A 15,222-nucleotide genomic window follows, 5' to 3' on the forward strand; every position below is an offset into this window, starting at 1 on the left:
TCTTGAGCCAGATTTGGGGTGATTGTGGGCTGTGCCGCCGATAGGGCTCAGCCCCTTTACCCGTCCACGTTAGACCTTTACCGCGACTTGTGACGCGCTGACGTGAGTGCTGGTCAGCGGGCGGTTTTCGCGGCCACGACGGCGTCGAACACCTGTCGCTTCGGCACTGAGGCCTCGGTGGCGACGGCGGCGATGGCGGCCTTGCGGGCCTCGCCGGCGGACTCGCGTACGGCGACCCGGCGGGCCAGTTCCGCGGGGTCGAGTTCCTGCGGAGAGGGGGCAGGGGCGCCCGCGACGACGACGGTGATCTCGCCGCGTACGCCGTCGGCGGCCCAGGCGGCGAGGTCCCTCAGCGGGCCGCGCCTGACCTCCTCGTAGGTCTTGGTCAGCTCGCGGCAGACGGCGGCGCGGCGGTCCGCCCCGAACGCCTCGGCCATCGCGGTGAGGGTGTCGGCCAGCCGGTGCGGGGCCTCGAAGTACACCAGCGTGCGGCGCTCGTCCGCGACCTCGCGCAGCCGGGACAGCCGCTCACCGGACTTGCGCGGCGGGAAGCCCTCGAAGCAGAACCGGTCCACCGGCAGACCGGACAGCGCCAGCGCGGTCAGTACGGCCGACGGCCCGGGTACCGCGGTGACCCGGATGTCGCGCTCCACGGCGGCGGCCACCAGGCGGTAGCCGGGGTCGGAGACGGACGGCATTCCGGCGTCGGTGACCAGCAGCACGCGGCTGCCCTCGGCGAGGGCGTCGACGAGCTCCGGGGTGCGGGCGGCCTCGTTGCCCTCGAAGTACGAGACGATCCGCCCGGCCGGGGTGACCCCCAGCGCGGCGGTCAGCCGGCGCAGCCGCCGGGTGTCCTCGGCGGCGATCACATCGGCCGACGCCAGTTCCGCGGCGAGCCGCGGCGGCGCGTCCTCCGGGTCGCCGATGGGGGTTCCGGCCAGTACGAGTGTTCCGCTCACGCGCCCCAGTCTCCCCTACCCGCACGGCCACACGGGTGGGCGGGAGGGCGATTTCCCCAGGGGGCTTCCCTACGATGGCTCGGTGAGCAGTGACACCGCGACAGACGCCGCACCGCCCCCGGGCGCGAGTCCCGCGCCCGAGGCGCCGAGTCCGTGGGCGCGACGCCTGCGGCGGTTCGGGTACGCCGGGAGCGGGCAGCGGTCCGCCCGGGAGCGGCTGATCGACCCGTTCCCCGCCCCCGGGACCAGGCTCTGGCAGGCCATCGGACTCACCCCGGCGCTGGCCGACCGGCTGGCCCGCTGGTCCGGCTGGGCCGGGCCACTGCTCGTCGCACTGCTGGCGGGCGCCCTGCGCTTCTGGCACCTGGGCAGCCCGCGCGCGGTGATATTCGACGAGACGTACTACGCCAAGGACGCGTGGGCGCTGCTGCAGCACGGCTACGAGGGCGCCTGGCCGGACAACGCCAACCAGTTGATCCTCGGCCATCCACAGCGCATCCCGCTGGGCCTGGACCCGTCGTACGTGGTGCATCCGCCGATGGGCAAGTGGGTGATCGCGCTCGGCGAGTGGCTCTTCGGGCTGACACCGTTCGGCTGGCGCTTCTCGGTCGCCGTGCTCGGCACGGTGTCGGTGTTCATGCTGTGCCGGATCGGTCGGCGGCTGCTGCGCTCCACCGCGCTCGGCTGCCTGGCCGGTGGGCTGATGGCGGTGGACGGGCTGCAGTTCGTGATGAGCCGCACCTCGTTGCTCGACCTGATCGCGATGTTCTGGGTGCTGGCCGCGTTCGGCGCGCTGCTGATCGACCGGGACGCCGCCCGGGCGCGGCTGGCGGCCGCGCTGCCGCCGGACGGCCGCCCGAACGGCGAGGTGGCGGCCGATGCCGGGCTGGGCTGGCGGCCGTGGCGGATCGCCGCGGGCGTACTGCTCGGCCTGGCCTGCGCGACGAAGTGGAACGGCGCGCCGTACCTGGTGGCGTTCGGAATCATGACGGTGCTGTGGGACACGGGTGCGCGCCGGGTGGCGGGCGCCCGGCACCCGTACCGGGCGATGCTGCGCCGCGACGCCGTCCCGGCGTTCTGCTCGTTGGTGCCGGTGGCGCTGGCCACCTATCTCGCCTCGTGGACCGGCTGGTTCGCCACCGGCAACGGCTACTTCAGGCACTGGGCGGACGGCCGCGGCGGCACCTGGTCGTGGATCCCGGCGCCGCTGCGCTCGCTGTGGCACTACCAGCACCAGGTGTACGACTTCAACATCCACCTGACGCAGCCGCACACCTACCAGTCCAATCCGTGGAGCTGGCTGGTGCTGGGCCGCCCGGTGTCGTACTTCTACGAGTCGCCCAAGCTCGGCCAGAACGGCTGTACGGCGCCCGGTGGTTGTGCCCGTGAGGTGCTGGCGCTGGGCACCCCGCTGCTGTGGTGGGCGGCTTGTTTCGCGCTGCTCTTCCTGCTGTTCCGCTGGGCGCTGCGGCGCGACTGGCGGGCGGGCGCGGTCCTGTGCGGGGTGGCGGCCGGGTACCTGCCGTGGTTCAACTACCAGGAGCGGACCATCTTCCTGTTCTACGCGGTGGTGTTCGTGCCGTTCCTGTGCCTGGCGGTGGCCATGATGGTGGGCGCGCTGCTGGGTCCGGCAGGGGCGACCGAACGGCGCCGCATGTGGGGCGCGGTGGGCGCGGGCACACTGGTGCTGCTGATCATCTGGAACTTCATCTACTTCTTCCCGCTGTACACCGGTATGACGATCCCGATGGACGCGTGGCGGGCGCGGATGTGGCTGGACACGTGGATCTGAGGGTTTCAAGTGGTCTGCCGGACATGGGCGATTCGAGAGGTTACGGCCCAAGCGTGACTGAGTGATTGCGTCCGGTTGTGGAATCTTGACCCCATGGACACATCTGTGTCATAGAGTGCCCCCGCGTCACGCTCCTCGACGGTTGGTGCGGAGGCGACGAGTTGGGGAGGGTCAGGTGCAGGGAGCGACGAAGGGCGTCGTGATCGGTGGTGCGATCGCGGTGGTGCTCGCGGCGGTCGGGTTCGGCGGGTACGACCTGTTTCACAGCGTGTCCAGCAAGCCGACGGCCGACGCCTCGCCGGTACCGAAGGTGACCGCTCCCCCGTCGGCGGCCGAAGTGCGGAGCACCGCGCACGACTTCCTGGCCGCGTGGGCCTCCGGCGACGTCGCCAAGGCCGCCGCGCTGACCGACGACAGCGCCCAGGCGACCGCCCAGCTGACCTCCTATCGAAGTGATCTGCACGTCAGCAGGTTGACGCTGGCGGACAAGCCGGCCACCGGCACCCGCGTCCCGTTCTCGGTGCGCGCCGGAGTCTCCTACGACGGGCAGGACTCCGCGTGGGACTACGACTCGGCACTGACCGTGGTGCGGGACGCCTCCGGAAAGCCGGTCGTCAAGTGGGCGCCCACGGTGCTCAACCCCAAGCTGGCCTCGGGTCAGAGCCTGGAGGCCGCCCCGTCCAGCACTCCGCCGCCGCTCACCGCCGTCGACCGCAACGGCACGGCGCTGACCGCCGCCAAGTACCCGTCGCTGGCCGGAATCCTCAGCGAGCTGCAGACCCGCTACGGCAGCACGATGCAGGGCACCCCGGGGATGGACATCCGGATCAAGGGCGCCGACGGCAAGCCGGGCGCCTCGCTGCACCCGCTCTCCCAGGGCAAGCCGGGCAAGCCGCTGAGGACCACCATCGACGCCGCCCTCCAGGCGCAGGCGGAGAAGTCGGTCACCACCCAGGGCCCGGACGCCGCGGTGGTGGCGATCCAGCCGAGCACCGGCGACGTACTCGCCGTCGCCAACAACCCGGCGGGCGGCTACGACAAGGCGCTGCTGGGCACCTACGCGCCCGGCTCCACCTTCAAGGTGATCACCGCGTCCACCCTGCTGACCACCGGCAAGGTCACCCCCGGTACGCCGCTGGACTGCCCGAAGACCATCTCGTACGGCGGCCGAAGCTTCCACAACGTGGAGGGCATGCAGATCGACAAGGCCACCTTCGCCCAGGACTTCGCGGCCTCCTGCAACACCGCCTTCATCTCCACGGCGAACGTGCTGCCGGACGGCGCGGTGGAGAACGAGGCGCACGACGTGTTCGGCCTCGGCCTCAACTGGTCGACGGGCGTGCCCTCCTGGGACGGCAAGGTGCCGGTGGGCACCGGCTCGGAGAAGGCGATGACCATGATCGGCCAGGGCCAGGTCCAGGTGAGCCCGCTGGACATGGCGTCGGTCGCGGCCACCGCCAAGTCCGGGGCGTTCCACCAGCCGGTCATCGTTCCCACCTCGGTGGACAACCGGCAGATCGCGCAGGCGCCGCAGCAGTTGCCCGCGTCGGTCGACGCCGCGCTGCGTTCGATGATGGTGCTCACCGCCCGGCAGGGCACCGCCGCGCCGACCGTGGGCCAGCTCGGCGGTGACGTGGGCGCCAAGACCGGCACCGCGGAGGTGGACGGCCAGACCAAGCCCAACAGCTGGTTCCTGGCCTACCGCGACGATGTCGCCGCGGCGGCGGTGGTGCCGAACACCGGCGAGGGCTACAAGTTCGCGGGGAAGATCGTGGCGGCGCTGCTGTCCGCGAGCTGATCTGTCCTCCGGTGTGCCGACCCGGCCCTGCGGACAGTGCTCCGCCGCCCGGCGCAGCGCCTCGGCGGCGCAGGACGTCGAGTGAGCCGAAGCGTGCAACCGCCAACGCCAGGGCGGCCGTTACCGCCTTCTAGTCCGTCACGTCGCAGCCGTACGCCACACCGCCGACGCGGCGGCGGTCCGCTCCGCCCGGTCCGGGTTGCGGCCGGTCACGGGGACCGCGGCGCCCTCGGCCGCGCCATGGCGGGCGACGGCCGCGCCGATGCCCTTGCCGCGCCGGGGACCAGCACCCCGTACCGGGCGCATCGCCGTGGACTCAGCGTAGGCAGGAGCGCAACGCCCGTACCAGGGCCTGCGCCCGCGGGTCCGCGGTCACCGACTTCTGCAGGCCGCCTGTGACGTAGCCGAAGGCGATGCCCGACTCGGGGTCGGCGAAGCCCAGCGAACCGCCCCGCCCGGGGTGGCCGAAGGAGCCGGGGGCCAGCAGCGGGCAGGACGGGCCGTGCAGCATGAAGCCGTGACCGAACCGGGTGTTGACCACCAGCACCCGGTCCGGGCCGTCGGACTCCGGGGACCGGGCGGCGGTCAGCGTAGCCGGGGTGAACAGCGGTCGTCCGCCGTCCACGCCGGTGGCCAGCGCCGCGTAGCAGCGGGAGAGCGAGCGGGCGGTGGCGATCGCGTTGGAGGCCGCCAACTCGCCTGCCTGGTACGCCGGTTCGTTCTCGTCCACAGGGACGGATATCGCCTCGAAGGCGCGCCGGGTCAGCGACTCGGGGTCGGCGTACGCCTCGGCGACGGATCGTTTCGGCCGGGTGCGCAGACCCGCCGCGGCCGGTGCGGACGGGGCCGGTACGGCGGCGATCCGGCCGACCCGTGCCGCCTGCCGCGGCGGCAGGCCGAACCACAGGTCGAGGCCGAGCGGGCGGCCGATCTCCTGGGCGAACCACTGGCCGAGGGTGCGGCCGGTGGCCCGTAGCACCAGTTCGCCCAGCAGCCAGCTGAACGTCTGCGCGTGGTAGCCGTGCTCGCTGCCCGGCTCCCACTGCGGGCGCTGGGCGGCGACCGCGCGCGGCCCGCTGATCCCGTCCAGGGCCTGGGCGACGGTGAGCGGGGTGTCCAGCGCGGGCACCCCGACGCGGTGGGTGAGCAGATGGCGCACCAGGGCGCGCTCCTTGCCCGCCGCCTTGAACTCCGGCCAGTAGCTGCCCACGGGCGCGTCGAGGTCCAGTTGGCCGCGCTGGTGCAGCAGAAGCAGGCAGGCGGCGGCCGGGCCCTTGCCCGCGGACCGGATGATCTGCGCGGTGTCGCGCTCCCATCGCGGCCCCTCGGGCTCGTCGGCCCGCGCGGCACCGGCCCACAGATCGACCACCAGACGGCCGCCCAGGTGGACGGCCACCGCCGCTCCCCGCTCCCCGCGCCGCTCGAACCCCTCTCGGAACGCCTCCCGGACCGGCTCGAAGCCGTCCGCCACCGTCCCGTGGACCTCCACCACTGCCCGCTCCCGCTCCTGCCCCGACCGTGCTCCTTCAGACCGTCTCCCCCATGGTGCACGGCCCATGACCGGCGCCAAAAGTTGCCCTCCGCAATCCCTCCCAGAACCATGGAAAACGTGACAGTCGTGATGGACGACGCATATATCAGGTTCCCCCACCTGCACGGCGACCTGCTGTGCTTCGTCGCCGAGGACGACCTGTGGGTGGCGCCGTTGCCCGCCGCCGGGGACGTCCCGGAACGGGCCTGGCGGATCACCGCGGACCGCACCCGGCTGGGGCACCCCCGGTTCTCCCCGGACGGCTCCACCATCGCGTTCACCACCTGGCGCAGCCTGGACCCCGAGGTGCACCTGGTGCCGGTGGACGGCGGACCGGCGCGCCGGCTGACGTACTGGGGCAGCCCGGACGCCCGGGTGTGCTCCTGGACACCGGACGGGCGGATCCTGGCCGTCTCCTCGCACGGGCAGCCGTTCTCGCACTTCTCCTGGGCCTACGCGATCACCACGGACGGCTCGCCCGGCAGACGGCTCCCATGGGGGCAGGTCTCCGACATCGCGGTCGCCGACCTGGACGGCGAGCACCTCACCCTGATCCTGAACGGCACTCCCCCGCACGAACCGGCGTCCTGGAAGCGGTACCGGGGCGGCGCGACGGGGCGGCTGTGGCTCCAGGGCGCCCGGCTGCTGCCGGAACTGCACGGCCACCTGGACTGCCCGATGTTCGTGGCCGGGCGGATCGCCTTCCTCTCCGACCACGAGGGCGTGGGCAACCTGTACTCGTGCCTGCCGGACGGCTCCGACCTGCGGCGGCACACCGACCACGCGCAGTTCTACGCCCGCAACGCGTCGACCGACGGCCGGCGGGTGGTCTACCAGTGCGCGGGCAGGCTGTGGCTGGCCGAGGACCTCACGGATCCCGCGGGGACGCCTCGCCGGCTGGACGTACGGCTGGGCGGGGCGCGCAACGGCCGCCGCCCGTACCAGGTCCCGGCCGCCGCCCACCTCACCGGGCTGGCGTGCGACACCACCGGGCGGGCCAGCGCGGTGTGCGTACGCGGCAGCCTGTACTGGCTCACCCACCGGGACGGCCCGGCGCGCACCATCGTCGACCGGCCCGGCTCCCGGGTGCGGCTGCCGGTGATGCTGGGCGACACCGGGCGGGTGGCCTTCGTCTCGGACACGGGCGGCGAGGACGCCATCGGGATCGCCGACCTGCCCGGCCGCGCGGTCCGCTTCGCCGCCGTCTCCGGGATCACCGGCGCGGTCCCGACCAGCCCGGAGGCGTTCGACGAGCCCCTCGGCACGGGCAGCCGCGAGCGCGCCGCCCCCTCACGCACCGCGCCCGGCGCGAACGACACCACGAAAGCGGACGACATCGCCCGCCACGCCGCGGAGCGCGCCGCCCCCGCGGACCCCCCGGCCCCGTCCGCCGACGGCACCGCGGCCGACGCCGAGGAACCGGCCCGGCCGCCGGTGGACACCCAGGAACGGCGGCTGGCGCAGGGCGAGTTGGGACGGGTGCACGAGTTGGTGGCCTCGCCGGACGGCGCCGTCCTCGCCGTCGCCTCGCACGACGGACGGCTGCTGCTGGTGGCGTCCGGCGCCGCCGAGCCCCGTGGCACCAGCACGGACGTGGACGACACGCTGCCGCCCGAGGAGCCGCCGCGCACCGTGCCGGCGGGGACCGTGGTGGAGCTGGTGCGCTCCGACAACGGGCCGGTGCGCGACCTGGCGTTCTCGCCCGACTCGGCCTGGCTGGCCTGGTCGCACCCGGGCATCGGCCGCACGCTGCGGCAGATCAGGATCGCCAACCTGACGAGCGGCACCATCATCGACGTCACCAACGGCCGCTTCGAGGACGAGGGTCCGGTCTTCACCCGGGACGGCCGCTATCTGGCGTTCCTGTCCTGGCGCGGCTTCGACCCGGTATACGACGTGCACACCGGCGACCTGTCCTTCCCGCTGGGCTGCCGCCCCTACCTGGTCCCGCTCAACTCCGCGACGCCGTCGCCGTTCGCGCTGCCGGTCGAGGGGCGGCCGATCACCGGCGGCCTGGACGCGGTCGACGGCACCGAGGGGCCGGTCGTGGTGGAGGCGGAGGGGCTGCCGAACCGGGTGACGCCGTTCCCGGTCGCGGCGTCGAAGTACTCCTCGCTCTCCCCGGTGCGCGGCGGACTGGTCTGGCTGCGCTGGCCGATCTCCGGTGCGCTGGGCGAGACCTTCGCCAACCCCGCCGACCCGTCGCCGCGGCCGACGTTGGAGTACTTCGACCTGTTCCGGACCCGGCGCACCGAGTTGCTGCGGCACATGGACTGGTACGCGGTCAGCGGCGACGGCCGCCGTCTCGTGGTGTACGACGACGGGGACCTCGCCGTCGTCCCGGCGTACGAGCGGGGTGACGACGACTCGACGGTCCTGCTCGACATGCGCCGCATCCTGCACGAGGTGAACCCGGCCGCCGAGTGGCGGCAGGCGTACCAGGAGGCCGGGCGGATCATCCGGGACTACTTCTGGGCGCCCGACATGTGCGGCATCGACTGGCCCGCGGTGCTCGACCAGTACCGCCCGCTGGTCGAACGGGTCGCGTCCCCCGAGGAGTTCGCCGATCTGCTGCGGGAGATCCTCGGTGAGCTCGGCACCTCGCACGCGTACTGCACCGCCGCCCGGCGCAACGAGGGACCGCCGCACTACCAGCGGCCGATGGGGCTGCTGGGCGCCAACTTCCAGCACGACAAGGACGGTTCGTGGTCGATCCGGCGGATCCTGCCGGGTGAGTCCTCGGACTCCAAGGCGCGGTCACCGCTGGCCGGTACCGGGGTGCGCGCGGGCGCGGTGCTCACCCATGTCGACGGTCGCCCGGTGGACCCGCTGACCGGCCCCTATCCGCTGCTGGCGGGGGCGGGCGGAACCACCGTGGAGCTGACGTTCGCCCCGCCGCGGGGATCCGACGGGCCGTCCCGCCGGGTCGCGGTGGCGCCGCTGATCGACGAGCGCCCCCTGCGCTACCAGGACTGGGTGGCCAAACGCCGTGCGGTGGTACGGGAGTTGAGCGGCGGCCGGTGCGGCTATCTGCACATCCCGGACATGGGCGGTTCCGGCTGGGCGCAGTTCAACCGCGACCTGCGGATGGAGGTCTCCCGGCCCGCGCTGATCGTGGACGTACGGGGCAACGCGGGCGGCAACATCAGCGAGTTGGTGATCGAGAAGCTGACCCGAAAGATCCTCGGCTGGGACCTGACCCGGGGCGCCCAGCCGGTGAGCTACGCCAGCAACGCCCCGCGCGGACCGATCGTGGCACTCGCCGACGAGGCGACCTCCTCCGACGGCGACATGATCACCGCCGCTTTCAAGCAGCTGGCCCTCGGACCGGTGGTCGGCACCCGCACCTGGGGCGGAGTGGTCGGCATGACCGGCCGCCACCGGCTGATCGACGGCACGGTGATCACCGTGCCGATGAACGCCGCCTGGTTCGAGGGGTACGGCTGGGGGATCGAGAACGGCGGCGTCGCCCCGGACATCGAGGCGCTGCGCACTCCGCTGGACTGGGCCGAGGGCCGCTCCTCGCAGCTGGCGGTGGCCGTGCGCACCGCGCTGGACCTGCTGGAGAAGCATCCGCCGGCCACCCCGCCGGACCTCTCCGGGCGTCCCGACCGCAGCCGTCCGCCGCTGCCCCCGCGGTAGTTCACGCCGCGCCGTCGGAGCCCGCGTCCGGGGAGCGGCACAGCGCCCCCTCGGGAAACAGCACGGCGGCGTCCTGCGGTCCCTGGCCGTCGGTCCAGCGGGCCAGCGCAGTGAGGTTCACGGCCTCCGACTCCAGCCACTCACCCGCCTGTTGGGATCCGCTGAAGGGCGCGGAGGCTCTGCGCGGCACGGTCAGGCAGGCGCGCACCGCGGCGGCGGTGCGTGAGGCGTACCAGCACACCAGCCGGGCGCGGGCGGCCCGCAGCTGCGCCGGGTCGTCCTCGGTGCGGGCCCGCTCGGCCGCGTAGTCGCGCAGCAGTCCGGGCAGCCGCAGTCGGCCGTGTGCGCTCTCGATGACCAGATGGGCGGCGGACAGCCGCTGGGCGTGTCCGGTGATCTCCTCCACCGGCAGGTCGGCGAGCGCGGCCACCGCCTCGATGCCGGTCTCCGGCAGGTCGGCGGCCCCCAGCAGCCGGAACAGCCGCCGGGCGGGGGCGGGCAGGGCCCGGTAGGAGTGCTCGAAGGCGCTGCGCACCGCGCAGCCGCCGCCGCCCAGCGAGAGCAGGGTGAGCCGGTCGCCGGCCCGCAGCCGGTTGGCGTAGCTGCGGAAGGACGAGAAGCGGTGGCTCGCCAGATTGGCCGCGGCGGCGCACAGGGCGAGCGGCAGGTGGCCGCACTCGGCGGCGAGTTCGGCGGCCGCCTCGGGTTCGGTGGCGACCCGGTCGCGGCCGACGATCTGGGCCAGCAGGTCCAGTGCGCCATCCGGTTCCAGGCAGTCCAGCGGCATCCGGTGGGCGCCGTGGAAGGCGGTCAGTTCGGACAGTTCGGTGCGCGCGGTGACCAGCACCGCGCAGCCCGGCTCGCCCGGCAGCAGCGGGGTGACCTGCGCCGGGTCGCCGGCGTCGTCCAGGACCAGCAGCACCCGGCGCCCGGCCAGCCGGGCCCGCAGCAGCGAGGAGCGGGCCGTCGACCCGGGCGGTACACAGCCCTGGCCGTCGCCGGTGGGCAGCCCGGTGGCGTGCAGCGCGTCGGCGAGCAGGTCGTCCGGGTCGCGCGGCGAGCCGTCCGGCGCGGTGAGCGGCAGGAACATCTGCCCGTCCGGGAACCTGGCGGCCAGCCGGTGCGCGACCCGTACGGCCAGGGCGGTCTTGCCGCAGCCGGGCGCTCCGGTGAGCACCACCACCGGTACCGTCCCGGCCGCCGTGGGAGTGCTGAGCAGCCGGACGGCCTGTTCCTCGGTCGCCTCCCGGCCCGCTAACTCGGCGGGTCCGCAGGGCAGTTGCCGCGGCTCGGCCCAGGGGGCCTGGGCGGCCGGGCGGGCCTGGGGCATTCGGTCGCGCGGCGGCGGCCACTCGATGTCCACGTCGTCCAGCAGGCACTGGTGCACTGCGCGTAGATCGGGGCCAGGCTCAACGGCCAGTTCGGCGTAGAGGAGTTGGGCGACGTCGTGGTACGCGGTGAGCGCCTCGGCGCGGCGGCCGCACTGGTACAGCGCTGTGATCAGCTGGCACCACGGGCGTTCGCGCAGCGGGCGTTCGGCGACCACCCCGCGCAGCACCGACAGGGCGTTGGCGGCGGCACCCTGCATCAGGTCCAGGTCGCACAGCCGCTCCACGACGTGCAGCCGCTCGTCCTCCAGCGCGGGCGCCTCGTCCCGTTGCAGCGTCTCGCACGGCACGTCCTGCAGCGCCGCACCCCGCCACAGGCTCAGCGACTCGGTGAAGTTGCGGGCGGCCAGGGCGAGTTCACCGCGGACCAGGGCGCGCTCGGCGGTCGCGGTCAGGGAGCGGAAGCGGGTGAGGTCGACGGTGTCGTCGGGGGCGGTGAGCGCGTATCCGCCCGGTCCGCTGCGGATCAGCTGGTCGGTACCGGTGGCCTCGCGCAGCGTCCGGCGCAGCCGTGCCACGTAGGCCTGCACGGCGTTGCGTGCGCCGCCAGGGGGTTCCCCGTCCCAGAGTCGCTTGATTAAACTCTCAACGGTCACCTCCTGATTGGTCTGCAGCAGCAACAACGCCAGCACGGATCGCTGTCGCCCGGCCCCGAGCGGGATCTGCCGCGCGGCATACCGAATGTCCAGCGGCCCGAGCAGGCCGAAGTACACAGCTTCTGTCGTCATATGCGTCCCCACCGGATGAGGTCAGCCATCCGGCACCATCCTGCCTTGTGGGGATGCGGTGAAAACCTCGCCTTTTCCGCCAAGCATGGTGTCGGTGCGGATCGCGACACACCCTTAACACGGTCCGGCGACTACGCAGCGTGTCAGGGTCGCGTCAGCCAGCAGTCAGCGGGCCGTCATGGCGGTGCGGCAGAGTGCGTGTCGCCGGATTCCCGTGGGGGCCAAGCCTCCCGGCCGCTACGGGATATGACGGTGCGTCAGCCACCGACCCCGCACGCGGTCGCCTACCCGCGTCAGCGATCGCGTGCGGTCGTGGTGGCGACAGCCCGTCTCGTACCAGCGCCGGGCCTGCGGCCGCCGGCCCGACGATCCGGCTGATTCCGGCAGGGCGGAATCAGAAAGGGGGAAGGGCGCGCCCGTGGGGGGACGCGCCCTTCTCCGTATACGACTCAGCAGTCGAACCGGTCCTGGAGGTCGTCCAGCACCTCCTGCTCCGGATACCTCTCACCGGCTCCGCGGACCTCGCGGTCCTCCACCGCCGGATCCGCTCCCCGCGCACACCGCGCCGGCCGCCGACGCACAACTTCGGCGACCTTCTCACGGACCCGCTCGCGCATCCCCACGACTCCAGCGAAGCACGCCCGCCTCTCCCCCGCATCCTGGAACGGTCACCGCGCGTAACATCACGGTTTCATCTGCGCGCCTGGAGATTTTTCCGCTGGTTGGCCTGCGCTTCGCGAAGGATTTACCGACCCTTCACGCACTGCCAAGGAATCCCGCGCTCCGGGGCCCGAGTTGTAGCGCTTTTCGTGCCTCCACCCCAAGCCGCCACGGCGTGGACCCGCGGGGTCGCGGCGGACGCCACCAGAAAGCGGCCGTCCGGCGAAGCGCGGTTCAGTGCCGGGCGCGATGTGTCTCGTCGGCCTGGCCGCCGGGGCCGACCAGGCCGCGGCGGGGCTGCGGTACGGCGCGCAACCGCTCCTCGGCGCGCCGCACTTCGCGTTGGCCCACCGTCGCCACCAGCCCGGGAAGACACCCCCGTACCGCCTGCATTCCGCGTAGCCACCACTGGCCGTACACATGCGGGGCGCGGCGTTCCACGCCGGCGGCGATGCGGTCGACGGCCGGGCCGAGCGGATACGTGCGGTTCAGCGGCCACGGGAGCCTCGCCCGCAACTCCCGTAGTACCGCGTCCTGATCAGCGCCGCGCACCATGTCGGTGTCCGTCCAGCTCAGATAGCCGACTCCCACCCTGACGCCCTGGTGGGCCACTTCGGCCCGCAGGCTGTGGGCGAACGCCTCGGCGCCCGCCTTGCTGGCGCAGTACGCGGCCATCATCGGCGCCGGGGACAGCGCCGCCAGCGACGCTATCTGCAGGTAGTAGCCGCGCGAGGCCACCAGCGCGGGCAGGAAGGCCCGCGCCGTGGCGACACTGCCCAGCAGGTTCACCTCGATGACCCGGTCGAACGAGACCGGATCCGCGTCCAGGAACGGCCCCCCGGTGGCGATCCCCGCGTTGGCCACCACGGTGTCCACCCGGCCGTAGCGGGCGACGATCTCGCCTGCCACCCGGGCCATCGTCTCGCCGTCGGTGACGTCCGCCTCCCACGCGGCGCCTTCCGGCCCCAAGTCACCGGCGACCTCGGCAAGTTCGGCGGGCTCCAGCCCGACCAGCGCCAACCGCGCACCGCGCGCCGCCAGCTTTCGGGCCAGCGACGCGCCGACCCCGCGCGCCGCACCGGTGACCACCACGACCTGACCCCTGATCGGTCCGCTCATCGCACATCCCCCTGCTTCCACGTCGAGTTGGTGACGCCCGTCACACCCCTGCCCCTTCCGCTGGCACCGGCGCTCGCAGCACCTCGTACTCCGCCAGGCGTACCTCCCGGGTGGCGCGCCGGAACTCGGCCGTGGTGCCGGGCCAGACCGTGGTGTTGCGGCCCGCCGCGTCGAGGTACCAGCTGGTGCAGCCGCCGCTGTTCCACACCGTGCGGCCCATCCGCCGCTGCAACGCCTCGTTCCAGGCGCGCACCGCCCGCGGCCGGGCGTCCAGCGCGGCGGCACCGGTGCGGTCCAGGGTGCGCAGGTAGTCCGCGATGTAGTTCAGCGTGGACTCGATCATCAGGATCATCGAGCTGTTGCCCAGACCGGTGTTGGGCCCGATGATCAGCAGCAGGTTGGGGAAGCCGTCGACCGTGCTGCCGCGCAGCGCGGCCATCCCGTCCTTCCAGTGCTCGGCCAGCGTCCGCCCCTCGGCGCCGATCACCCGGTCCGCGATCGGCATGTCCGTGACGTGGAAGCCGGTGCCGAACACGATGGCGTCCACCTCGCGTTCGGTGCCGTCGGCGGTGACGACGCGCGAACCGCGCACCTCGGTGAGCGCCGAGGCGACCACCTCGGTGTTGGGCCGGGCGAGCGCCGGATAGTAGTCGTTGGACAGCAGGATGCGCTTGCAGCCGATGGTGTAGTCGGGGGTGAGCCTGGCCCGTAGCGCCGGATCCTTGATCGCCCGGCGGATGTGGGCTCTGGCGATCTGCTCGGTGGCCCGCATCAGTTCCGGCCGTTTGACGAACGCGCCGACCTGGAACTCCCTGATCAGCCAGAGCAGTCCACGGCGCGCCCGGTGGGTGGCCGGGACGGTGTGGTGCAGCCACTGCTCCACGGCGTTGATGCCCCGGTCCATGCGCGGCATGACCCACGGCGGGGTGCGCTGCACGACGGTCAGCCGGCGCACCCGGGGCTGGATGGACGGCACGATCTGGATGGCGGAGGCGCCGGTGCCGACCACCGCGACCCGCTTGCCGTCGAGGTCGAAGTCATGGTCCCAGCGCGCGGAGTGGAAGACCCGGCCGGGGAAGTCCGGCAGTCCCGGGATGTCCGGGACCTTCGGGTCGGACAGCGGGCCGGTGGCGGATATCAGCACGTCGGCGGTGCGCTCACCACTGGTCGTGCGCAGCTCCCAGTGCGCCGCCTCGGCGTTCCAACGGGCCCGCAGCACCTCGGAGTCGAACCTCAGGTGCGGGCGGAGCCCGAAGGTGTCGGCGACCCGCTCCAGGTAGGCGCGGATGTGCGGCTGCCCGGAGAAGGCGCGCGGCCAGGCCGAGTTGGGCGCGAAGGAGAACGAGTACAGGTGCGACGGTACGTCGCAGGCGCACCCCGGGTAGTCGTTGTCCCGCCAGGTGCCGCCGACCGCGTCGGCCCGCTCCAGGATGACGAAGTCGGTGACGCCCTCGCGGCGCAGCCGCACCCCCGCCCCCAACCCGCCGAAGCCGGATCCGATCACCGCCACCCGGGTGTGCTCGCGCTCGGCCATGCCGCTGCCTCCTGCCCGTACCGCTCACCGCATCGCGCCAGCAATCACTGGCACAGTTCGGAGGGTAGAGC

Annotated in this window: 10 protein-coding genes; 3 read left to right on the plus strand and 7 right to left on the minus strand. The window is 73.2% G+C overall.

Features of this window, described 5'->3' with window-relative positions; genetic code table 11:
• Positions 1-113: 113 nt before the first annotated feature.
• Entirely contained in the window at positions 114-959 is an 846-nt protein-coding gene (gene rsmI / locus P3G67_RS32290) for a 16S rRNA (cytidine(1402)-2'-O)-methyltransferase (protein ID WP_276096668.1), read from the minus strand.
• An 82-nt stretch (positions 960-1,041) separates the two neighbouring features.
• On the opposite strand from rsmI, the gene P3G67_RS32295 reads away from it, so the two are divergent.
• Positions 1,042-2,751 carry a dolichyl-phosphate-mannose--protein mannosyltransferase gene (locus P3G67_RS32295; RefSeq protein ID WP_276096669.1) on the plus strand — a complete coding sequence of 570 codons (1,710 nt, stop codon included), beginning with the start codon at positions 1,042-1,044 and terminating at the stop codon, positions 2,749-2,751.
• Between the two features lie 175 nt (positions 2,752-2,926).
• The gene (locus tag P3G67_RS32300; RefSeq protein WP_276096670.1) at positions 2,927-4,549 is read left to right on the plus strand and encodes a penicillin-binding transpeptidase domain-containing protein; all 1,623 of its coding nucleotides are present in this window, start codon (positions 2,927-2,929) and stop codon (positions 4,547-4,549) included.
• Positions 4,550-4,687: 138 nt separating this feature from the next.
• Here the strand turns inward: P3G67_RS32300 and P3G67_RS32305 are convergent, their stop codons facing one another.
• Both P3G67_RS32305 and P3G67_RS32310 read right to left on the minus strand, forming a co-directional pair.
• Positions 4,688-4,855 carry a hypothetical protein gene (locus P3G67_RS32305; protein ID WP_313881734.1) on the minus strand — a complete coding sequence of 56 codons (168 nt, stop codon included), beginning with the start codon at positions 4,853-4,855 and terminating at the stop codon, positions 4,688-4,690.
• 10 nt (positions 4,856-4,865) lie between these two features.
• A complete protein-coding gene (locus tag P3G67_RS32310) occupies positions 4,866-6,041 on the minus strand; it encodes a serine hydrolase domain-containing protein (RefSeq protein WP_276096671.1) in 1,176 nt (391 codons plus the stop codon).
• 129 nt (positions 6,042-6,170) lie between these two features.
• On the opposite strand from P3G67_RS32310, the gene P3G67_RS32315 reads away from it, so the two are divergent.
• Positions 6,171-9,722 (plus strand): S41 family peptidase, encoded by a 3,552-nt coding sequence (locus P3G67_RS32315; RefSeq protein WP_391858396.1) that lies wholly within the window; start codon positions 6,171-6,173, stop codon positions 9,720-9,722.
• 1 nt (position 9,723) lies between these two features.
• Here P3G67_RS32315 and P3G67_RS32320 read toward each other — a convergent pair whose 3' ends face one another.
• From P3G67_RS32320 to P3G67_RS32335, 4 genes are all read right to left on the minus strand, one after another.
• Positions 9,724-11,838: an AfsR/SARP family transcriptional regulator gene (locus P3G67_RS32320; protein WP_276096672.1), complete on the minus strand. Its 2,115-nt coding sequence runs from the start codon at positions 11,836-11,838 to the stop codon at positions 9,724-9,726.
• A 449-nt stretch (positions 11,839-12,287) separates the two neighbouring features.
• On the minus strand, positions 12,288-12,455 hold the full coding sequence (locus tag P3G67_RS32325) for a hypothetical protein (RefSeq protein WP_276096673.1): 168 nt from the start codon (positions 12,453-12,455) through the stop codon (positions 12,288-12,290).
• 277 nt (positions 12,456-12,732) lie between these two features.
• Entirely contained in the window at positions 12,733-13,617 is an 885-nt protein-coding gene (locus P3G67_RS32330) for an SDR family oxidoreductase (RefSeq protein ID WP_276096674.1), read from the minus strand.
• Positions 13,618-13,657: 40 nt separating this feature from the next.
• Positions 13,658-15,151 (minus strand): flavin-containing monooxygenase, encoded by a 1,494-nt coding sequence (locus P3G67_RS32335; protein WP_276096675.1) that lies wholly within the window; start codon positions 15,149-15,151, stop codon positions 13,658-13,660.
• Between the last annotated feature and the right edge of the window lie 71 nt (positions 15,152-15,222).

Origin of the sequence: Streptomyces silvisoli, assembly GCF_029269905.1 — a bacterium.
Taxonomy (GTDB): Bacteria; Actinomycetota; Actinomycetes; order Streptomycetales; family Streptomycetaceae; genus Streptantibioticus_A; species Streptantibioticus_A silvisoli_A.